This window comes from Halobacteriovorax sp. RT-1-1 (genome assembly GCF_047085455.1).
Classification (GTDB): Bacteria; Bdellovibrionota; Bacteriovoracia; order Bacteriovoracales; family Bacteriovoracaceae; genus Halobacteriovorax_A.
In genome coordinates this window covers 1,700,106-1,720,139 of the sequence record NZ_JBKIXZ010000001.1, presented here as the reverse complement: position 1 = coordinate 1,720,139, position 20,034 = coordinate 1,700,106, and the positions used below count along the sequence as shown (strand labels likewise).

General features: G+C 37.2%; 19 protein-coding genes. 8 read left to right on the top strand and 11 right to left on the bottom strand.

The features are described from left to right. Positions 1-2: 2 nt before the first annotated feature. The 7 genes from menA to ACMAWV_RS08410 all read left to right on the top strand — a co-directional run bounded on the left by menA (position 3) and on the right by ACMAWV_RS08410 (position 4,691). Positions 3-914 (top strand): 1,4-dihydroxy-2-naphthoate octaprenyltransferase, encoded by a 912-nt coding sequence (menA, locus tag ACMAWV_RS08440; RefSeq protein ID WP_412469585.1) that lies wholly within the window; start codon positions 3-5, stop codon positions 912-914. Further along, a complete protein-coding gene (locus ACMAWV_RS08435) occupies positions 902-1,882 on the top strand; it encodes a hypothetical protein (protein ID WP_412469586.1) in 981 nt (326 codons plus the stop codon). Before menA ends, ACMAWV_RS08435 begins: the two co-directional genes overlap by 13 nt. 41 nt (positions 1,883-1,923) lie before the next feature. Further along, positions 1,924-2,124: a hypothetical protein gene (locus tag ACMAWV_RS08430; RefSeq protein WP_103217298.1), complete on the top strand. Its 201-nt coding sequence runs from the start codon at positions 1,924-1,926 to the stop codon at positions 2,122-2,124. 102 nt (positions 2,125-2,226) lie between these two features. Continuing rightward, positions 2,227-2,397 carry a hypothetical protein gene (locus tag ACMAWV_RS08425; protein WP_158246822.1) on the top strand — a complete coding sequence of 57 codons (171 nt, stop codon included), beginning with the start codon at positions 2,227-2,229 and terminating at the stop codon, positions 2,395-2,397. 137 nt (positions 2,398-2,534) lie between these two features. Further along, on the top strand, positions 2,535-3,701 hold the full coding sequence (locus ACMAWV_RS08420) for a hypothetical protein (RefSeq protein WP_412469587.1): 1,167 nt from the start codon (positions 2,535-2,537) through the stop codon (positions 3,699-3,701). A 100-nt stretch (positions 3,702-3,801) separates the two neighbouring features. Next, positions 3,802-4,053, top strand: coding sequence for a GlsB/YeaQ/YmgE family stress response membrane protein (locus ACMAWV_RS08415; RefSeq protein ID WP_103217300.1), 252 nt, complete (start codon positions 3,802-3,804; stop codon positions 4,051-4,053). A 77-nt stretch (positions 4,054-4,130) separates the two neighbouring features. Continuing rightward, complete coding sequence (locus tag ACMAWV_RS08410; RefSeq protein ID WP_103217301.1) at positions 4,131-4,691, top strand: hypothetical protein; 561 nt, start codon at positions 4,131-4,133, stop codon at positions 4,689-4,691. Positions 4,692-4,694: 3 nt separating this feature from the next. Here ACMAWV_RS08410 and ACMAWV_RS08405 read toward each other — a convergent pair whose 3' ends face one another. From ACMAWV_RS08405 to ACMAWV_RS08375, 7 genes are all read right to left on the bottom strand, one after another. After that, a complete protein-coding gene (locus tag ACMAWV_RS08405; protein WP_103217302.1) occupies positions 4,695-5,282 on the bottom strand; it encodes a 2Fe-2S iron-sulfur cluster-binding protein in 588 nt (195 codons plus the stop codon). A 41-nt stretch (positions 5,283-5,323) separates the two neighbouring features. Continuing rightward, a complete protein-coding gene (locus ACMAWV_RS08400; RefSeq protein WP_103217303.1) occupies positions 5,324-5,608 on the bottom strand; it encodes a polyhydroxyalkanoic acid system family protein in 285 nt (94 codons plus the stop codon). Between the two features lie 19 nt (positions 5,609-5,627). After that, positions 5,628-6,095 (bottom strand): dUTP diphosphatase, encoded by a 468-nt coding sequence (dut, locus tag ACMAWV_RS08395; RefSeq protein WP_103217304.1) that lies wholly within the window; start codon positions 6,093-6,095, stop codon positions 5,628-5,630. Between the two features lie 20 nt (positions 6,096-6,115). Next, entirely contained in the window at positions 6,116-8,377 is a 2,262-nt protein-coding gene (pnp, locus tag ACMAWV_RS08390; RefSeq protein WP_103217305.1) for a polyribonucleotide nucleotidyltransferase, read from the bottom strand. A 239-nt stretch (positions 8,378-8,616) separates the two neighbouring features. After that, on the bottom strand, positions 8,617-8,895 hold the full coding sequence (rpsO, locus tag ACMAWV_RS08385; RefSeq protein WP_103217306.1) for a 30S ribosomal protein S15: 279 nt from the start codon (positions 8,893-8,895) through the stop codon (positions 8,617-8,619). 82 nt (positions 8,896-8,977) lie between these two features. After that, positions 8,978-10,033, bottom strand: a complete 1,056-nt coding sequence (locus tag ACMAWV_RS08380) for an RNA polymerase factor sigma-32 (protein ID WP_392991847.1) — start codon at positions 10,031-10,033, stop codon at positions 8,978-8,980. 12 nt (positions 10,034-10,045) lie between these two features. Next, entirely contained in the window at positions 10,046-11,746 is a 1,701-nt protein-coding gene (locus ACMAWV_RS08375; protein WP_412462642.1) for a hypothetical protein, read from the bottom strand. Between the two features lie 80 nt (positions 11,747-11,826). Between ACMAWV_RS08375 and ACMAWV_RS08370 the strand changes: the two genes are divergently transcribed. After that, entirely contained in the window at positions 11,827-13,257 is a 1,431-nt protein-coding gene (locus tag ACMAWV_RS08370) for a hypothetical protein (RefSeq protein ID WP_103217309.1), read from the top strand. A gap of 13 nt (positions 13,258-13,270) precedes the next feature. On the opposite strand, the gene ACMAWV_RS08365 is transcribed toward ACMAWV_RS08370, so the two are convergent. From ACMAWV_RS08365 to ACMAWV_RS08350, 4 genes are all read right to left on the bottom strand, one after another. Next, entirely contained in the window at positions 13,271-15,097 is a 1,827-nt protein-coding gene (locus ACMAWV_RS08365; protein ID WP_412469589.1) for a hypothetical protein, read from the bottom strand. A gap of 94 nt (positions 15,098-15,191) precedes the next feature. Next, positions 15,192-16,673: a SpoVR family protein gene (locus ACMAWV_RS08360; RefSeq protein WP_103217311.1), complete on the bottom strand. Its 1,482-nt coding sequence runs from the start codon at positions 16,671-16,673 to the stop codon at positions 15,192-15,194. A 24-nt stretch (positions 16,674-16,697) separates the two neighbouring features. Continuing rightward, the gene (locus tag ACMAWV_RS08355) at positions 16,698-17,819 is read right to left on the bottom strand and encodes a DUF444 family protein (protein ID WP_103217312.1); all 1,122 of its coding nucleotides are present in this window, start codon (positions 17,817-17,819) and stop codon (positions 16,698-16,700) included. A 29-nt stretch (positions 17,820-17,848) separates the two neighbouring features. Continuing rightward, positions 17,849-19,903: a PrkA family serine protein kinase gene (locus ACMAWV_RS08350; RefSeq protein WP_103217572.1), complete on the bottom strand. Its 2,055-nt coding sequence runs from the start codon at positions 19,901-19,903 to the stop codon at positions 17,849-17,851. Positions 19,904-20,034: the final 131 nt, after the last annotated feature.

Below are 20,034 nucleotides of genomic sequence, written 5' to 3'. Positions count from 1 at the left end.
GAATGAGTCAACTTGTAAAAGGCTTTATCATTGCAGCAAGGCCAAAGACATTACCAGCGGGAGCTTCACCAGTAATACTAGCGACAGCACATGCCTTTTTTGACCAAGGCGAGATTAGCTGGATTATTTTTGTTATTACTCTGCTTTGTACATTACTTTTACAAATCTCATCAAATCTAATCAATGACTACTATGACACTCAGACTGGTGTTGATACGCAAGAGCGCCTCGGTCCAGAACGTGTCACAAACACCGGCCTAATAGAGCCGCAAACAGTTAAAAAATTCTTTATTGGAACGTTGGCCTTAGCATTTCTTCTCGGAATCTTCCTGATGAATGTTGGGGGTATGCCCATTGTTATTCTAGGTCTGGCCTCAATCGCTGGTGCATATCATTACACAGGAGGGCCATTTCCTCTGTCACACTATGGAATGGGAGAACTACTTGCTCTTATCTTCTTCGGAAATATTGCAGTTTGTGGAACTTACTACCTTCAGACCTCAACGATTAACGACGCAGTCATACTGCTAAGTCTTTTTCCTGGCCTTTTAAGTGCTGCTATCATGGCCATTAATAATGCACGTGATATTGAAAGTGATGCTATTGCAAAAAAGATGACTCTTGGTGTTCTACTGAATCGTGCACTCAAAAAGCAAGCGTCTAGCTGGCTTCCATTATTTTTTGTTGCTCAAGCCTTTTTCATTCTATGTGCCCACTCATACCTAGTTCTAAATCAAGGACAATCACTTGCTTTTATGATGGTGTTTCTAATTATAACTCTCATTTTTTTAAAGACATGGACTTTCTTAATTAAAAATGGGCCATCTCCAGCTTATAACGATAGTCTTGCTCGTACAGGTAAGTACCTATTTATTACATCACTTATCTATAGTGGAATCTTGTGGCTAAGCTAATTCTTAGACCTATATACAAAGAAGTTCACAATATGCGCTTAGCACTTAAGGCGCGAGCAAAAGAGTATAAGAAAATCGATTACTTTGAAGTTGAAGTATATATTAAAGAGGAAGTATTCACTTCTTATATTACACAGTTTGCTTTCTTTTACGAAAATCAAGAACTTGAGCATGAGTACGAAATTGACTATCCTCTCGAGCAATTTCTAAATGGGGACTTATTTGAAGCACCTCTTATTGATGCCAAAGATATTCCAAATAACGTTATTCTTGCTTTTGAGTATGCCCTCATAAAATATTATCGTAAGAAAAACTTCAAGCAAGACAATCACGAAGATTACTTTAGTAAAAATAATAGCGTCAAAATCAATTTACTATTTCAGAAAGGATTAGACTTAAAGTTTGGCACCTCTGATATTTTAAAATATAAAATCTCGACTAACTCTAATACCCATGAAGTTATCACAGACCTTAATTCACTTGCAGCAAAAGGAGTTAAGTTACGCCTTGATGGCAATAGATCCCTTGATAGCTCAGTCTTAGAAAGTATTCTCTATAACCTCGATTCAAATACAATTGATGCCATCGAATATATTGAAGAACCATTTAGTGACCTTGGGCTTTGGGCCCAAAGTTTATGGAGTGATAAGATCACTCTAGCTCTTGATGAAAGCTTTGAATTTCAATTTAGGGACTCTATACCAGAGGAAGTAAGTCATTTAGTTCTAAAGTTTGGTGTCAACATAAGTGTCTTTGAATTCTTCCAGTTAAGACGTGATAAAAGAAATTGGCAAATTATCGTCACAAGTGGCTTTGAGTGTCCTAAATTATTTAACTTTATTATTCATCTTGCAGCTTTAGAAAATAATGCCGCAGGCCTTTCTACGTTCAACTTCTACGAAAATGGGTTAAAATTATTCAAAGAATTTCAACCTCAAAAGAGTTTGCTAATTGCAAGGCCTCTTTAATCTTTGTGTTGAAGATTATTAACAAATTTTAAGGAGAAGTTATGTTTAAAGTACTTGGTCTAACTGCATTGTTAGTTATGGGATCTTGTTCATCATTCAAAACTGGTGAGTCATGTGATCGCTCACAAAAGAGTTGTTGCGCTAAGAAGAAAAAAGACTGCAAAGACTCGAAAAAATGTGATGGAAAATCATGTGATCGCAAAGACAAGAAGGGCAAAAAGGCCCATAAGTCACACTCTTAATAATCGATTCTATCGATCATGTAATAGAGGGCCTGCACATTTTGCAGGCCTTTTTTTTATCCTAATTCGAGTTATAATATTTGCAGGAAAAAGGAGTTTTTCATGAAAAAAATTATCTCTCTACTTGCCCTGTCTACACTAGTTTTATTTAGCGCCTCGTGCTCTTCGAACTCAACTCGTGATGTCGCTTCTGAGCGAAAAGACTGTAAGGAAACATCAGTTCCTGACTACGAACAATATTACGAGAATTACGAAGACTGCAATAAGCTTTAAAAAACAGCAAAGGCAAAATTATATTGTAAGTAATTCACACTTAACACAATTCTGTTTTTACAGTTTGTCACTTAATTGATACATCTCTCTTATTAAATCGCCAATTTATATGTCATTTTGATAAGAGAGAGTAGACAATGTTTAAAAAATCCCTACTAGTTTCACTATTACTACTTAGTAGTATTACTGCCCAAGCCTACGACTTCAATGTTCGTGCCTTCATGGTTTTAGACCTAATGACACTTGAGAAGATCGGTGGCAACAGCACTCGTGCTGAAATGGGTTATGGTACTGCTGATATTAAAGTTTACTTTAACCACGAGCAGTGGAGTGCAAAGTTCAAACTTGATATTGATGCAACTGAAGAAGCTGGGACAACTGTTGATCTAATGGAAGAGGCCCTACTTACTTACCGTTTCAATAGTAATTGGAAACTAACAGGTGGTAAGGGTAAAGTTCCTTTCTATACAATGCACTTTGGTATCACTGAAAGAAACCTAATGGACGGTGGATACCTTACGCAAACATACTCTGGGATGAGAGCTGGATACTTTAAAAGAAAGTATCTTCTAACTCTACGCTACGGTGGATGGAGACAAGGTCAAATTCACGATGTGACTTTCTTTGGTTCAAACCAACAAGTAAGACGTGACAGAGACAATCAATCAATTCCATACCTTGGTGGAGATCCGACGTCTGAGCTTTCTTATGATACAGAAAGAACTTTTAACACAAACTTTCAAAGAGGTTTTGCTTATAAAGGTCGCTATATCCCTTCTCAAAATCATGAGATCATCGTAGGTGCTTTCACTTACTGGCGCGATATCGATCCAGAAGCAGATCACGGTTATTCTGTAGCATACCAATATGAAAATAATAGCTGGGCATTTTGGACAGAAGGTCTTTTTGGTTACTTCTCAAAGCATCCAAACGATCGCTACGCAACTCTTAAGCAAGAGACTTACAATGCTCAAGCTGGCTTCCTTTATAAGATCGATGACAAGTGGGCCGCGGGGATTAACGCTGAGTACTCATTTGTTTACGATCTAGCACACGATGCTTCAGACTACCCTACGGGAACTGATGGGTTTGGACAGTCGAGATATAACGATGGAAATGTAAGTAGAACAACGATCTACAAACTTGATATCGGTGCTCAGTACAAGCTATCAAAGAAAGTACAACTTAATGGTGGTTTCCTTGTTGAGCGCCAACTAAGAGAAGAAACAAATACATCAACAGATGGTAACGCGGACGAGACGAACGGATACGCAATTAACTTCTCACTAAGTACTTGGCTTTAGGCCCAGTACTTAGAGCTTAAAAGTTTTACTTATTTAAGTTATCTTAACTAACAATCAATACGATACATCTCCTAAAATGAATTAATTTAGGAGGTGTTTCGTGGCCATCGAACAATTTATCATAATTTTATTTATTGGTGCTATCTCAGGCTGGCTGGCCGGAAGTCTCTATCGCGGAGAAACCTTTGGCCTTGTGGGCAATATCATCGTGGGTATCATGGGCTCCTTCGTAGGAAGCTTCACATTCCATCTGGTTGGCTTTGCAGGCTATGGCCTTATTGGAAGTATCGTTATTTCCACCATCGGCGCTATCGTCTTTCTAGCGACTCTCCAGCTTTTGCAAAAACTATGAACAAAAGTTAATGCGAACAAGGTAATTATCTGTAGACTAATCGCAGGCCTGTGACTAAAATACGCCACATGGGCCTAATGTTTATATTTCCAGTATCAAAAGAAGAAAAAGATCGTATCACAATCAATGAAGAGGGTTTAACTCTTAAAACCTATGGACTACCAATGGTTTTCTGGGGCTATCTTCTAGCAGCGGCAACAGTTGTCTTTGCAATGTTCATTGGTGTTAAAGGTCCAATGGTTAAGCTTTACAACACAGGTGATAGTATCAATCAGGCACTTGTAATTGCAGTTGCGGCCACTCTATTTCTAATCCCATTTATTACGCTATGTTTTTATATGTATGAGAAATTCATCGTTAAGCAAGATGATAAGCTTGTACTAAAGCATAGACTGTTCTTTATTCCAATTTATAAGAAGACTTATAAACTAGAATCAAAGGATGCCTTTTCAATCGATCACTTTATGGACTCTCCAAATGTGGCAAAAATGAAGCAAGATCCTACAATGCGTGGATTTGAAAACAAAGGTTACTTCCAGCTTTTTGCAAAGCTTGAAGATGGAAAGTATATTTTTGTTGATCGCTCAAATAGAAAAGCAGACCTGAAAAAGATTCAGGCCCTGCTGTCGGAATTTTAATTTTTAATCGTCTTTAGAATTTTTATCGTCTTCTTCTTTGTAGTTTTGACGAATTGTTTTAGGACGGCGTCCGCCACCTAGGCGCTTTTCTTTAGAGTTGTCGCGTCCATCACGCTCCCAGTGGTTTTTCCATTCCTCTTTCTTAGAGTTCTTTTCTTCCCACTTAGCTTGACGCTCAGTCATTACTTTCTCAACTTCATCTTTCTTTCTAACTTTAAAGTTTCCAGATTGCTTAAGCTTTGAAAGTTTATCATTAACAACTTTTTTATTCTTAGCTTCGCGCTTTGCCTCAACACCAGCTTTAGAGTGTCCAGACATATCCACAGTAACTTCACCATTTACGATTGTCTGACATGACATACGCTCTTTAGTGATGTGAAAAACATTACCGATAAGCTTTTTTTCAACTTCTGTTGGTTCATTAAGATTATCTGCACCGGCCATTACACGAACGATACAATCTGTACAAGTTCCGTGTCCGCCACAACTAGAGTTAACATAAACTCCATTCTTTTTTAGATGCTCTAATAGAGACATCTCATCATCAACATAGATTGTCTCATTTGATGGAGTAAGAGTAACTTTGAACATTTTAAGCCTTCATTATTTTTATTGAGTTAGATAAAGAAGGATTAAACCGTCTTCTTAATCTTATTCTCAATGGTTTCTAAAATTTTTCCTTTAAGAGGCTTTAGCATAAAAGATAGGTCAAGATCAACCAGACAGTAAGATTCTTCAAACTTTAGCTTCAATTCAAAGCCTTTTCCTTTAGCTTGCATGGAAAAATTACCATCATCAGTCGTCACATCAGCTTTTACATTGAATTTTGCGACGTATTCAGGTGTTACGGCCTGCTTACCTAGATTGTAGGCTTCTTCTTGAGATGAAGCTTGGCTATAGTTTACTTTTAAACTCATTACAATAATCCTTATTTTACTACTTTGTCCCTGTTGAGCCGAAACCTCCAGCTCCTCTTTCAGTATCAGATAACTCATCCACGGCCGAAATTCTGGCCTGCCAAACCGGGGCCATAACCATCTGAGCAATTCGCTCACCATGCTTAATGATGAAATCCTCTTTTCCAAAATTTCCAAGAATGATCTTAACTTCTCCGCGGTAATCACAATCGATTGTCCCAGGTGAGTTAACAACAAGTAGGTCAGTCTTAAATGATAGTCCCGAACGTGGCCTAATTTGAACTTCATACCCGTGAGGGATCTCAAAACTAAGTCCTGTTGGAACTAAGACACGAGCACCTGGAGCAATCACAAGGCTATCTTTGTTCTCAAGATGAGCACGAAGATCCGCACCTGCAGCTCCAGTTGTTTCATATTGTGGAAGATCGAAGCTAGAGTCGTAATGCTCTAGCTTCTTTACTTTTAAATCAACTACTCTATCGATCATAAAAATCCTGATCTAACTAACTAGTCTTTTTTCTCACCACGAGGCTTTCTGTCACCTCTTGGCTTTCTGTCATCACGACGAGGGCGACGATCACCTCTATCACCATCTCTTGATTCACGTGGCTCGCGCTTTGGTGCATCTTTTTGAGCTTCTGCTTCAGTTTTACCATCACGACGAGTTAGTGCTTCAACAGCTTTGATTGAAAGCTTTGCACGTCCCATTTTATCAATTTCAAGAACCTTGATCTTAACTTCTTGACCTTCTTCTAGGTAGTCAGCTGCATCAGTGATTCTATCTTCAGCGATTTCAGAGATGTGAACAAGTCCACCAACACCAGCAGCGATATCAACAAATGCACCGTAGTCTTTAAGAGAAGCAACTTTTGCTTCGTAAACTTTACCAACTTCTGGTCCATTAAGTTGTAGGCCAACAAGTGCCATACACTCATCAATCATCTCTTGATTAGTTGAGATGAATTTAGTTGTTCCATCTTCATCAATCTCGATAGTAAGTTCGAAATCTTCTTGAAGCTTCTTAATATTCTTCCCACCAGGACCAATAAGGCCACCGATTTGGTCTTGCTTAATTTGCATAGACTTCATTACAGGAACACCCTCTTTAAGAGTCTTTCTTTCAACAGAAATAGTCTTTGCCATCTCTTCTAGGATGTGAAGACGTCCTTCTCTTGCTTGTGCCATTGCACTTTCAACGATCTCTTTAGTAAGACCTGTAATTTTGATATCCATTTGAATTGCAGTAATACCTTCAGTAGTACCAGCAACTTTAAAGTCCATATCACCTAGGTGATCTTCGTCACCAAGGATATCTGTAAGAATCTTGAATCTTTCACCATCAGTTACTAGACCCATAGCGATCCCTGCAACAGGAGCAGTTAGAGGAACACCAGCATCCATAAGTGCCATTGAACCTGAACATACAGAACCCATTGAAGAAGAACCGTTAGACTCTAAAACCTCACATACAAGACGAGTTGTATATGGGAAGTCTGTTGGGATAACTGCTTTAAGAGCACGCTCAGCTAGGTTTCCGTGACCTTGCTCACGACGTCCAACACCACGTACACCACGTGCCTCACCTACTGAATATGGAGGGAAGTTATAGTGTAGATAGAATTGATCTTCTGAAGTACCAATAATACGGTCACTCATTTGAGCACCTTTGCTACCACCTAGAGTAACAGCGGCCATAACCTGAGTCTCTCCACGTGTGAATAGAGATGATCCGTGTGGAACTTTAAGTACATCAATCTCAGTTTCGATTTCACGTACTTCAGCAAGTCCACGACCAGCAATACGCTTATCTTCATTTAAGATATCTCCACGAAGCATTTCATACATTAGTTCATCTACACCTTTGTATGCTTCTTTTCCGAATGCATCGTTTTCAGTTAGACCAAAAGCTTCTGGTGCGTCTGCCATTGCAGCTTTAACTTGAGCCTCAATAGCTTTAACAGCTTTTTGTCTTTCTAGCTTATCAGTAATCTTAAGCGCCTCACGAGCTGTTGCTGTGTAGTCTGCTCTGATTTTTTCAAGCATCGTATTGTTTGCAGCTGCTGATACGAATTCACGCTTAGCTCTACCAACTTCTTTTTGAATATCTTTAAGGAATGCAACAAAGCCTTCGATTTCTTTTTGACCAAAAAAGATTGCATCTAGAACATCTTGCTCAGGAGCGACTTTCGCTTCCCCTTCAACCATAAGGATTGCATTGTCACTTGCTGCAACAACGATTTCCATATCAGACTCTGCCCACTTGTCATGGTCAGGGTTAATAACAAATTCACCACCGATACGACCAACTTTACAAGTACCAATTGGACCTTCAAATGGGATATCAGAAATAGTTAGAGCTGCTGATGCACCAAGTGCAGCAAGAACCTCTGGGTCACCTTCTGGTGAGTAAGAGATTACAGTTGCAGAAATAACTGTATCAAACATATATCCGTGTGGGAAAAGAGGTCTTAGTGGCCTATCAATTAGACGAGCATTTAAAGTCTCACCAACTGAAGGACGACCTTCTCTTTTTAAGAATCCACCAAGGAACTTCCCTGCTGAATAGAATTTTTCTGTGTATTCAACTAGAAGTGGGAAAAAGTCTTGTCCGTCTTTTACTTCTGTTGCAGATGTAGCAGTAACTAGAACTTGTGTACCACCACTAGATACGATAACTGATGCGTCAGCTTGTTTTGCCATACGACCAGTTTCAATTGTAACTTCCTTACCACCAAAGTTGTAAGTAAACTCTCGTTTGTTGTTTAACATAAATAACTCCATTTATATTTTTGAATGTCTATATTTAGAAATGTGTTAGTTGGAATGTATGTGAGAAGAAATCCAAAGAATATGAAAATCTAAAACCACTGAGATCAGCGTGTTTTTAAATTTTAATATCCCTTAAATCTCAAACTCTCCTCTTAACCATTTCCGTACTAAAATTTTAACTGCTTAAATAAAAAAAAGGAAGCATAAAGCTTCCTTTCTTTTGCCTTGATATATAAAGCTTACTTTCTTAGACCAAGTTTCTTAATTAGTGCTTTGTAGTTTTCTTCGTTGTTTGTAGCAACATACTTAAGAAGACGACGACGACGTCCAATCATCTTAAGAAGACCACGGTTTGAAGAATAGTCGTGAATGTGTGCACCAAAGTGTGTCTTAAGGTTGTTGATTCTTGTTGTAAGAATTGCAACTTGAACCGCTGCACAACCACTGTCTTTTTCACCTGCACCAAATTCTTTACCAAATTCTGCTACGATGCTTGCTGTTTCTGCATTTGAAATCATATTTTTCTCCTAAAACTTACCCAAAACCGAGCAAGGAAGTTATTTTCCAGGCCAAGAAAGGGGCGCTATAATTTTGAGCATACTAACGTATTATTTCACTCATGTAAACCTTTAAATTCTCGAGCAAACGGGCCTCAATTTGGCGAATTCGCTCACGAGAAACCCCATAATCATCTGCGATGGCCTGTAGAGAGCGCGGAGCATCATTTAGAAGCCTTTCGCGAAAGATTTCCTGGTCACGAGGCTTTAGGCCTTGGATAAAATGATCCAGATTATCTTGTAATAATTTCAAGGATTGTTGGAACTCGATATCTTCGGCAAAATCACCAGAATCAGGCAGTAGGTCTCCCATGGTCGAAGACGACTCTCCAACCGGAGTATCAATACTAACTTCAGAGCCACCTTCACCCAGGCGCATATCCATCAGGGCCACGGCCTTTTCACTAACATCAAGGTTCTGGGCAATAGTCTTATGATCAGGCTTAATCCCTTGGGCCTCGAGACGCTCTTTTTCACGCATCAGGTTATAGAACAACTTCTTTTGTTCATTTGTTGAACCAAGTTTAACTAACTTAAAGTTATCGAGAATAAATTTTAGAATGTAAGATTTAATCCACCAAGAAGCATAATATGAAAGCTTTGCGCCTTTATCTGGTTCAAATAATGAGACGGCCTTCATAAGGCCAATATTCCCTTCTTGAATCAAATCCATCACATTAGCGTGAGCACTTCGGTACTCCATAGCGATTTTGACAACTAGGCGAAGATTAGAAACAACGAGTTTCTTTGCCAAATCAATATCACCTGATTCACGAAATTGCTTTACCAGTAGCTTCTCTTGTTCAGGAGAAAGTAGCTCATAACGTGAGATATCTTTTAGATATTGGTTTAATTTATTATCTAGTTTTGAAGGAACAGGAAGATTTGAGGCCAGGGCCGGAAGAGTCTCTTGAATGAGCTCAACTTCTTCATCTATCGTAAGTTTTTTAGGACTGATATCAACATACTCGAGATCATCCTCGATTACTTCGACATCATTATCAAAAAGATCAGAATCCTCAACTGATGGGAGAACCTCAACATCATAATTAGGATCTGACTGATTGTTATTCTTATTATTGTTATTAATTTTTGCCATTAAGGCTATTTATCATTTTTTGGCTTCCGAGGCCATAGAATCGATATTATTTAGAGTTTCTAAAGACTTAATTTCACTTAAATCTCTACTTGATAGATCAGATACAATTCTTTTATTTCGTATTGCAACAAGAGCAAATGGTGCAATTCTAATATTTACGCCAATCTTTAGTTGTCTATTATCTTCACCCTTTGGTAGCTCAATCATATCAATTATATCAAATTGTCTAAAAAGCTCATCTGTTATTATTTGCGTTAAATCAGCATTTACTGAAAACTGCATCAGCGTATCTTTAATATCCTTGTAATCATTTTCGACATAAAGGGCCAAACGCTCCTTTAACTTCTTGATCGACTTATCATCGTTTCCAACATGAGCGATTTTGTATTGCTCATAAATCCATTTGATATCAGTACGAGGAATATTAATATCAAAATGTAGGCCTAACATATTATTGATGTCACTTGCCTTATCAAACTCTCCATGAAGAACATTGAAATTAATCTGAGGAAAGCTTTTATGATAAACAAAGTAGTTATTTACTTCTTTATCAACTTGCATAACTAGGGCCTCTTCGTAAGAGAGCTTTTTAGAATTTGATTTCAGATAATCTGATGCCCAAAAATCCCATAGGCCATCATTTGACAATGAAATATAGTCCTTAATTGTTTTTGAATCATGAGTCCATACATTAAAATCAGGTATGCGAGTAACAAGGGCCAAGAACTGACCAATTAGGCGCGGCCTCTCTTCTTTAAACTCATCAAGAGCACTCACCAACTCAGGACTAACTTCTGTCGAATATTTAGGAGAAGAGAAACGAAATTTTTCACAATACGCTAGTTTGAAATCAAAATTTAAATTGGCAGAACCAACTGGTCGGATGATTCCATTTTGAATTTTTGTGATTTCTTTTGGACGACAAATTTGATTGCGACAAAGCGCCCCTTTTTTGTCAGACAATTTATCATCATAGCTATAAGTATCTAGGCCACTTAATTCACGGATGATAAAACTCATAACAGCGGAAGAAGAAAGAAATTTTGAAAGCTCTCTAGGATACTCAACTTGACCTCCCCAAGAGCATGCGTGTGAAAAAATCCCTGTCGTATAATAAAGTTCATTAACAAGAATTTCATTTTCACTTTGTAGCTTATTAAGTTTATCTGTAAATAATTTCTTTCTTTGATCTATTGGCAAGAATATTTCGCCTTCGTCTTTGAAGTAATTATCGAAATGATACTTTATAAGACGATGTCCCATTAAAGTTATATTTTGCGAACACTTTGAGATGAGAGATCTTACTAAATTATCATATTGCTCGCTATCAAATTGAAGTTTCTTGGCATAAGTCGCTATTGCATGCATCGAATACGTCATCATCTTATACTGAAGAGTTGCCATGATAGTGCGATAAAACTCGTCTCTTTCAAGGCCATTTTTAAAGTATAATTTTGCGCTATTTTCACGACAAAAATAATCAAGTTTCTCATCTTCAAGATAAAATTTTCTATAATCATTTAAGAGATCAAAGTTTTCTTTTGAATTTTTAACGCGAGATTGTTCGATTGATTTACTCAGATTATCAAAAATCATATCCCCTTGTTTGTTTAAAACAAGGCTATCGGCAGCTTGTGAATAAAGAGACAGCAGACCAAATAAGCTCACAAAAACAATGCGCATATAATTTAAGAATTTTGCGAAAACATCCATGTAAAATCCATTTAAAGTTTCCCTTAAGTTATCGGAATTATTCCCGAAAGGTTTAATAGGAAATTTAAAAGAATTAAAATATGAAAATAATTTCACTAAAGGCCATTCTTATACTCATTAGCTTATCATTACTAAGTGAAATGATTCGTGCCCAATCGTATTCTTCGATTATTTCCAGACAAGCAAAAAGAGAACTTGATCCTCCATACAATATTTATCATGAGATTGAGGCCGCCTACTTTAACGAAGGCCTACAACTTGATGATCGTAAAGACTTTCTCGATCAATTACGCGTGGCCAAGTCACTTTTAATAGACGGCCATTCCAACGATGCCATATTGGTATTAGAAAAGTTACTTGCAAAGACTAATAGTTATAAGAAAGAACTCCTTATTAAACGCTTCCTTGTTCTAGCATACTTTTCAGATGCTAGAGCAAAGGAGACAAGAGATACGCTTGCCTCTCTTCAAGATAATGCATCATGGTTTTATCAAAACTGTACACTAAGAATGGTTAGTGCCCTTTCTATGCCAAAGGAAATGGATTCAAAGGTTGAAGAAATATACAATAATTGCATTATTAGAGTACATAATAAAAACCCTTATCAAGATAATACATGGCTTAACTTGGTTTTAGAAAAACGCTTGAAAGGATATGTGAGATCAACACAAATACGAGATCTCATGGCCAGCAATAACTTAGATATCATTAAGACAGTTCTAAGATATGGAATCTTTTTTAAAGAACATGAGAGAGTGTTAAAGCATTATGGAAAAATCCCTGTTGATTTCTATGCTGATCCAATGCTTAGAACTTTAGTTGCAGTAAACCTTTATAATGCAGGAAAATATGATCAGGCTTTAAAACTTGCGCAATCAATAGATAATACGAATACAAACAAGATTAAAGGCCATATGGAAGTTCATAAAGGTGACATTAAAACGGCCTATTCACACTATATCTCTAACTTGATTTTAAAACCTGAATCAATTGTGAATAACAAGTTATTACTAGCTGCCGCATGGCTTAGTGGTAACTTTAGAAACGCAAGGGTTGCCCTATCAAAGATACCCGTATCAGACTCTTTATCGAGAGAGAAAGAGTTATTGAGAATAAATATTCTTATTAAAGAAGGTAAATTTAAGGAGGCCGTCTATCTGATGAATAATCTTGATATTCGTTACAACAAAAGACTTCCTTATGAAGCAGCTATTTTAAGTACATATTTAAAACTGTTAAATAACGATCAAAATTGGGTACAATTGAGTGATAAATCGTGTCTGAATAAGAATATCATCAGTTGTTGGTTACACATGCAATCGAAGCTTTGGAATAACTTTACAACTGAAGTCATAAGAAAAGACCAAAAAATGGAATCTAAAACAATACAGGACCGACTTGAGGCGATGATAGCACCTGTCTCAGATAAGAAATTCGAAGAGCCTGTCTTAATTTATCAAAAAGATATTTACGAGCTTGATCTAGCTCAGTACCCAAAACTTGGGCACTGATAAAAATCTTTTCTTAAAAAGAATAGCGATAGCCAATATTTAATACCGCTCCACTCATATCAACATCACTATCATTTCCACCACCAGAAATTGAATATGAATGGGCCAGATAATCAAATTCCGCAAAAATGAAACTAGCACGATTTAGCCAGTAATCGGCCTTAGCTCCAAAATAGAAACCAATCCCACTATCAACATCAAATCCATCATCAGCATTAGCAAGATTATACTTAGCACCGGCGCGTGCAAAAAGATCTAATTTATCTAGATTAATTACTTTTAGACCAAACTCCCCGATAAAATTAGTTAGAGTTGCACTTACGATACTTGAACTAGCACTAAGTACGATAGGCTCCTCATCAATTGACAGTTGTCCGCTAAGATAGAAAATATGGCCGAATTGATAATCAAGACCTAAATTCATTTGATAAAAACGTTCGATATTATTTGAAAAAGCAGAGGTTTCAAAATTTTCATTTAATAGTCTAAATTTTGCAAATGGCCTAAAACTTCCATTACCAATCAACGCTAAACTTAGCTCAATACCACGCTTACTCAGTTCAAAATCACCTGAACCATAACCGTAAGTATAACCTTGGTTAACGAGTGAAAGGCCAATGATATTTGAAGAAAATCTTTCTGCCGTAGTCATTTTCTTTCCACTTACATTTTTATAACTGGCCAATAAGAGATTTGACTTTAAAAGATTATTTAATTGATTTTGCTTCTCAATTGACTCATGAGTATTGTTGACCACAACAAAGCCACGATTTGGATCAAGAGTCAGATTTTTAGGTGCAATAAAGTTTCCATTTGAACCATTAATGCGGCCGATTTCACGGGCCTCATATACTCGGTATTCTTCGTTAAAAGTGGCATCTTTTTCAGGTGGAATATAAATTCCAGAAACTAAATCAATAAGGCCACCTGCCTTTGGCGCGTATCTTCTTTGATTAGCAGAGTACTGCCCGCGGTATGAACTAACTTGTTCTGCAGGCTTCATTAAGTTAGAAACTAAAGGATATGGTGCAATATTAAAATCATCACTATCAGTATCTTCAGAATAAACTGTCATATCAAGAAGTCTATTACTGTATAATCTTGATAATTGCAGAGGATTGATTTTTACAGGCATAGACACTGGTCTAGAATCGTGAAAAGTAGCACTATACTGTCCTCTAGCAACAGTTGAGACGTCCTTTAAGTTATCCCCAAAGAGGACTTCATTAATTTCCATGCTAAAGTTTTGGAGTTCATTATTTGTGCGAAACTTAAACTTGATCTTTTGCTCTTTAACGCTTCTTCTAAAAACAAGTCTTTCACCTGCACTAAATTTATGAGAACGATTAACTCTTTTCATATTGGCCTTACCTGTAAAAGTAAGAGCACCTGTTACGTTATTATAGATATTGTAGAGGATAAGAGAGTCAGAGTTTTCAAGTCCTACAAGAGCGCTATTAGTGCGCACAAAGACGCGATCAAATCGCCCCTCTCTTACTTTTCGCTGCTTTTTTGCCATGATTCTAACAAGGCCTGCATGAAGCGAAATAAAGTCACCTTCTGTCGCATTAATTAGTTCAATAGTAACCTTCGAATTTGGCCCTATAAAAATAGTATCACCGCGATCATTAACAAGGCGGGCATATGAATTATCTTCAGTAATGATAAGAGTGTCTTGAGAAAGTCCTATCTCTTGGGAAATTTTTGTTGCGTCAATTTGGCGTGAGCCATTCTTGCTAACGAGTGAAATATCACCACGTCCAGAATTTAACTTTATCGCTGCAAAGGTTTGAATTGAAAAGATTAACGATAAAACGAAGAGGGTACTTTTTGAAAGCATGAATATTCCTAAATTGACTTAAATTCTTATATCTAAAGATACTTCAATTTTACTTGAAAGTAATTTTAGGTCAATAAGCAATATAGATTACTCGTTAGTTATCTTCTTTAAACTCAATCCCATCAAAAAGATAAACAATGGACTTATCTTCAACGATAGTAGTGATTGAGACAGGTCTCTTCCAAACCTTGTAGATATTGGCCATTGTATCCTGGGCCTGCCCAACGTCAAGGTCTACTCCCTGGTGTACATGACGAAGAAGAAGCTCACCACGATTCTTATAATTTGCCGATTCCACTTCAATAATTGGTGTACCAAAATTTGTTAATTGATTAAGAAGCTTTGACTTAATTTCTTTGAAGTCACGCGTTTCAATTTCATTGCGTCCTGTACGCGAGTTATACTTATACGTAAAAAGCTGCATACGATTACAGAATTCTTCAGTAAAGAACTCATCAATGAAAGTAATATCATTATGAGTGCGTCTTACTTCGAAGATTTTCTCACGTCCCATATTTGTTTCAATATGCCAATTTTCTTTTTTATGAAGGTCTGTGCAATCTTGATACTCTTTTCCAAATTTTCCAGTATCCCAACGGTATTCAATATCACGCATAAGCTCAATGCCGATCTTATATGGATTGATATTTTGCTTACTCATGGCCATTACACCAGAATGAATATCAGCAAAGTCGATAATTTCAGAACTATTTAAGGCCTTCTTAGTAAGAATCTTAGAGTGCCAGTAAGATGCCCACCCCTCATTCATAATTTTAGTCATTCTCTGTGGAAGAAAGTAATAAGCTTCCTCTCTTAGAATTCCAATGATATCCGCTTGCCAGTCTTCAATTGGAGCGTGATCAATTAGAAATTTCATAATATCACGTGTTCCACGAATTTCTTCATCAAGAAGCTCAAGTGGTGTTTTCTTAACTTCCACCTTATCGCTATCAAGGCCTGAGCGCGCCATTTTAGAATTCATAAATGACTTAAGAACTTGCGAGCGGTCATCCTTAAATTCAAATTCATCATCAGCAGATGTTCTTTGTTTCTCTTCACTTTGGAAAAGCACATTAACATCAAGTAGGTTTTCAAATGATAAGACTGTATCAATAAATTCTTCGACACGGTCTTGGCCATATTTATCCATATAACGACGAACTTTCGTTCCATGATTGGCCATAACATCCATCATGCGACGATCTGTTCCTCTAAACCAAGCATTATTCTTAAAGAAGTCAGCATGCCCATAAACGTGGGCCATAACAAGTTTCTGATCAACATAGCGATTAGAGCTTAAAAGATATGCATAGCAAGGGTCAGTATTGATTACAAGTTCGTATATTTTTTGAAAACCATAACGGTTTCCTTTAGCAAGACGATCATACTCGAGCCCGAATCTCCAGTGCGGGTAGCGAGAAGGAAAACCTCCATTTGCTGCTAAAATACAAACTGTATCGTAGTCACAAACTTCAAAAACAACAGGATAGAAATCAAGGCCATATTCTACTGCATAGCTATGAACCTCATCTCTTAATCTTGCAAGTTCTCCACTTAGTGGTTTAGTTCTTTCCATACTACTTATTACTGGAGTCACGCCTTACTTACCTTTTCCTAGAAAGTCTTTAATTGAATCTAGGATTGCTTCTTTATTTTTAATTTTACTCAAAATAACATCTTCGTGTTTTTCACCGAATTCTTTGGCGAGGTCCTTATAAAACTGACCTGAACCATAACGAGACTCTACTTGTCCGTAGAAGAATGCATTTGAGTTTGGAATAATTGAATTCTTTAAAATATCAAGACAAACCTTAGTGTCCTCTGCAGACCAGTTATCACCATCCGAAAAATGGAAAGGATAAATATTCCACTCATCTGAATTATAATCGCTAGCAATCATATCCTTACAAAGTTTAAGTGCCGATGAAATAAGAGTCCCACCACTTTCACGAGTTCTAAAGAATGTTTCTTCATCAACTTCTTTTGCCGTTGCATCATGAATGATATAGCGAATTTCAATATCTTTATACTGCGACTTAAGCCAGAGATTGATCCAAAAAGATTCAGTGCGAACAATTTCTTTTTGTTCATCCCCCATTGATCCTGAAACATCCATCATGTAGATTACAACTGCAGAGTTTTCAAATTCTATCTTTGAATCACTTGCGCGGTAGCGCATATCACTTTTGATTGGAACAACGACAGGATTCTTTGGATCATATGTCCCCATTGCGATTTGTCGCTTTAGGGCCTCTTTAAAAGATCTCTTGTAGTGCTTAAGTGAATCTGGTCCAACTGTACCGATACTTGTGTAGCGATCAACAGTTGACTGCATATTCTTCTTACCTTTAGGCTCGATCTTAGGAAGTGCTAGCTCATTTCCAAGAATTGAAGCAAGCTCATCTAAGCTCATTTCAACATCGAGGGCCTTATCACCTTCCTGCTCACCAGCTTCACCTGGCTCCCCTTGACCTTCTTGCGGTTCACCTTGTCCATCGACTGGATCACCTGGCTGGCCATCACCCTGTCCTGTTCCTCCTTGGCTTTTATCACCAAAGCGAAATTGAGGAGTGTTGATTGAAGGCATTGGTACTTTAAATTGCCCATTGCCCTTTGGAATTGGCATCTCACCGCCAGCAATATACTTTCTTAGATTATCACGCACCTTTCCTTTAATAATTTTTCGAAAACGTGCGTGGTCTCTTTTAATCGGGTGATCCATTAACTCTCCAGTTGTGGAGGTGCTAAGTCCTAAGACTTAGCACTGTCTCCTTTTGCAAATATACTAGCGACGTAATTAAGAGCGTCAGTTGCTGAAATTTCACAGTAACCATAGTTCTTAATTAGACGAGACTTGATAACATCAATCTTCTCTTGTGTTTCTTTATCAACAACATTAGAGATGATTGTTGTAAGTTTAATCGCATCTTTTTGATCTTCAAAAAGCTTAAGCTCAAGTGCACGGTGTAGTCTTTCATTCATTTTGTAATCGAATTGTTTACCTTCGATTGCAAGAGCACCGATGTAGTTCATGATCTCACGTCTGAAGTCATCCTTGCGAGATTCAGCAATGTCGATCTTCTCTTCAATGCTTCTCATGAAACGCTCATCCGCTTCTTCAAGTTTACCTGTGTACTTGTTGCGAACCTTCTCTTTTTGAGTGTAGGCCTTAACGTTATCAATATAATTTGCACATAGAGTCTCAATTGCAGTTTCATCAAGAGAGATAGCTTTTTGAACATCATTTTTAACAATGTCTGTATACTCTTGGCGAACGATTGCTAGCATCTCACGATACTTATCTACTGCCTCTGGATTATTTGCCATAGAATTTTTAAGTCCAGACTCAAGTTCGTTGAAAACCATAAATGGGTTTAGTGAACCAGTGTGTCCATACTTAACAAGAGCGTTAGAAATTTTATCTTGGATATAACGAGGAGAAATACCTTCTAAACCTTCTCTTACCGCTTCTTTACGAAGCTCTTTGACGTTATCTTCATTATACCCAGTAAGAGTCTTACCGTTATAAAGCTTAAGTTTTTGAACAAGAGTAAGGTCTGCTTTCTTTGGCTCTTCCATTCTTGTTAAAACTGCCCACATTGCTGCCATATCTAAAGTATGTGGAGCGATGTGAACATGAGGGATTTTTTCAGCATTAAAATCACGCTGATAAATTCTCACTTCATTATCAAGACGAGTAATATAAGGAATATCAATTTTTACAGTACGGTCACGTAGAGCTTCCATAAATTCGTTATTTTGAAGCTTTCTAAATTCAGGCTCATTTGTGTGACCAAGAATGACAAGGTCAATATCTGTTTGAGCAAATTTCTTTGGCTTAATTGACTGTTCCTGAGACGCTCCTAGTAAGTCATAAAGGAAAGCAACATCAAGCTTTAACATTTCGATGAATTCGATAATACCACGGTTAGCGATATTGAATTCCCCATCGAAGTTAAAGGCGCGAGGATCTGAATCAGATCCGTATTGAGCGATTTTTCTATAGTTGATATCACCTGTTAGTTCAGTTGAATCTTGGTTTTTCTCATCTTTAGGTTGGAAAGTACCAATACCTAGACGATCCTTTTCAGAAAGAATAAGTCTCTTAACACGGATGTGATTTTCCATAACTTTCATGAAGTCACCGTCATATTTAATCATGTACTCATTTAAGATATAACGGTCAGCAGGACAAACTTCTCCGCGAATTTTAATTTTTTGTTCTTTATTACCCTTATTCATTGCTTCAATGAATTCTTTTCTTACTTCATGTGGAATTAGCTTTAATGGGTCTTCATGCATTGGAGATGGAAAAACTTTTTGACCACCAAGAATGTCTGATTCTTCTTCGTCATACCATTCGAAAGTATAAAGAGCTCCCTCATCTGTTCTTGAGTAGTGTTCAAGACCTTTTTTAAGATTTCTTGCAATTGATGATTTAGCAGAACCTACTGGACCGTGAAGTAGTAATACCCTTTTTTCAGTACCGTAACCAAGAGCAGCGGCCTTGAAAAAGTTTACTAATTTCATTAAGTGTACATCAATCCCAAAAACGGCATCTTTACCATTTCCAATTGGATCATCAAAGAAGTGATATCTAGTAATTTCTTTTTTATATTCTAGGTATGTGCTCGTTCCAAAAGTCATGATCATATCAAAAATTCTTTGGAATGAATTGCGTGCGATTCGAGGATCTTCAGATACAAGATCTACATATTCTTGAAAACTTCCTGTCCAGTGTAAGTGAGCAAAGTCTTCAACTTTGTAGTTCTCACTCATAAAGTCTTTCATATTCATTTTAGTCATATTTTCTCCATCCATGATTTGCATTCTCTGCAAGCTAAATTCCTAAATATATTATAACGTGAAAAACTAAGTAAGATCAAAGGTAAGTATAAAAAAAATATGTAGTGACTTTTTGACACCGTAAAACAATC

What these genes read in the sequence shown, in the direction of transcription:
- menA (WP_412469585.1), top strand. Translation starts at nt 3, where the DNA reads ATGAGTCAACTTGTAAAAGGCTTTATCATTGCAGCAAGGCCAAAGACA.
- ACMAWV_RS08430 (WP_103217298.1), top strand. Translation starts at nt 1,924, where the DNA reads ATGTTTAAAGTACTTGGTCTAACTGCATTGTTAGTTATGGGATCTTGT.
- ACMAWV_RS08425 (WP_158246822.1), top strand. Translation starts at nt 2,227, where the DNA reads ATGAAAAAAATTATCTCTCTACTTGCCCTGTCTACACTAGTTTTATTT.
- ACMAWV_RS08420 (WP_412469587.1), top strand. Translation starts at nt 2,535, where the DNA reads ATGTTTAAAAAATCCCTACTAGTTTCACTATTACTACTTAGTAGTATT.
- ACMAWV_RS08410 (WP_103217301.1), top strand. Translation starts at nt 4,131, where the DNA reads ATGTTTATATTTCCAGTATCAAAAGAAGAAAAAGATCGTATCACAATC.
- ACMAWV_RS08405 (WP_103217302.1), bottom strand. Translation starts at nt 5,282, where the DNA reads ATGTTCAAAGTTACTCTTACTCCATCAAATGAGACAATCTATGTTGAT.
- ACMAWV_RS08400 (WP_103217303.1), bottom strand. Translation starts at nt 5,608, where the DNA reads ATGAGTTTAAAAGTAAACTATAGCCAAGCTTCATCTCAAGAAGAAGCC.
- dut (WP_103217304.1), bottom strand. Translation starts at nt 6,095, where the DNA reads ATGATCGATAGAGTAGTTGATTTAAAAGTAAAGAAGCTAGAGCATTAC.
- pnp (WP_103217305.1), bottom strand. Translation starts at nt 8,377, where the DNA reads ATGTTAAACAACAAACGAGAGTTTACTTACAACTTTGGTGGTAAGGAA.
- rpsO (WP_103217306.1), bottom strand. Translation starts at nt 8,895, where the DNA reads ATGATTTCAAATGCAGAAACAGCAAGCATCGTAGCAGAATTTGGTAAA.
- ACMAWV_RS08380 (WP_392991847.1), bottom strand. Translation starts at nt 10,033, where the DNA reads ATGGCAAAAATTAATAACAATAATAAGAATAACAATCAGTCAGATCCT.
- ACMAWV_RS08375 (WP_412462642.1), bottom strand. Translation starts at nt 11,746, where the DNA reads ATGGATGTTTTCGCAAAATTCTTAAATTATATGCGCATTGTTTTTGTG.
- ACMAWV_RS08370 (WP_103217309.1), top strand. Translation starts at nt 11,827, where the DNA reads ATGAAAATAATTTCACTAAAGGCCATTCTTATACTCATTAGCTTATCA.
- ACMAWV_RS08365 (WP_412469589.1), bottom strand. Translation starts at nt 15,097, where the DNA reads ATGCTTTCAAAAAGTACCCTCTTCGTTTTATCGTTAATCTTTTCAATT.
- ACMAWV_RS08360 (WP_103217311.1), bottom strand. Translation starts at nt 16,673, where the DNA reads ATGGAAAGAACTAAACCACTAAGTGGAGAACTTGCAAGATTAAGAGAT.
- ACMAWV_RS08355 (WP_103217312.1), bottom strand. Translation starts at nt 17,819, where the DNA reads ATGGATCACCCGATTAAAAGAGACCACGCACGTTTTCGAAAAATTATT.
- ACMAWV_RS08350 (WP_103217572.1), bottom strand. Translation starts at nt 19,903, where the DNA reads ATGACTAAAATGAATATGAAAGACTTTATGAGTGAGAACTACAAAGTT.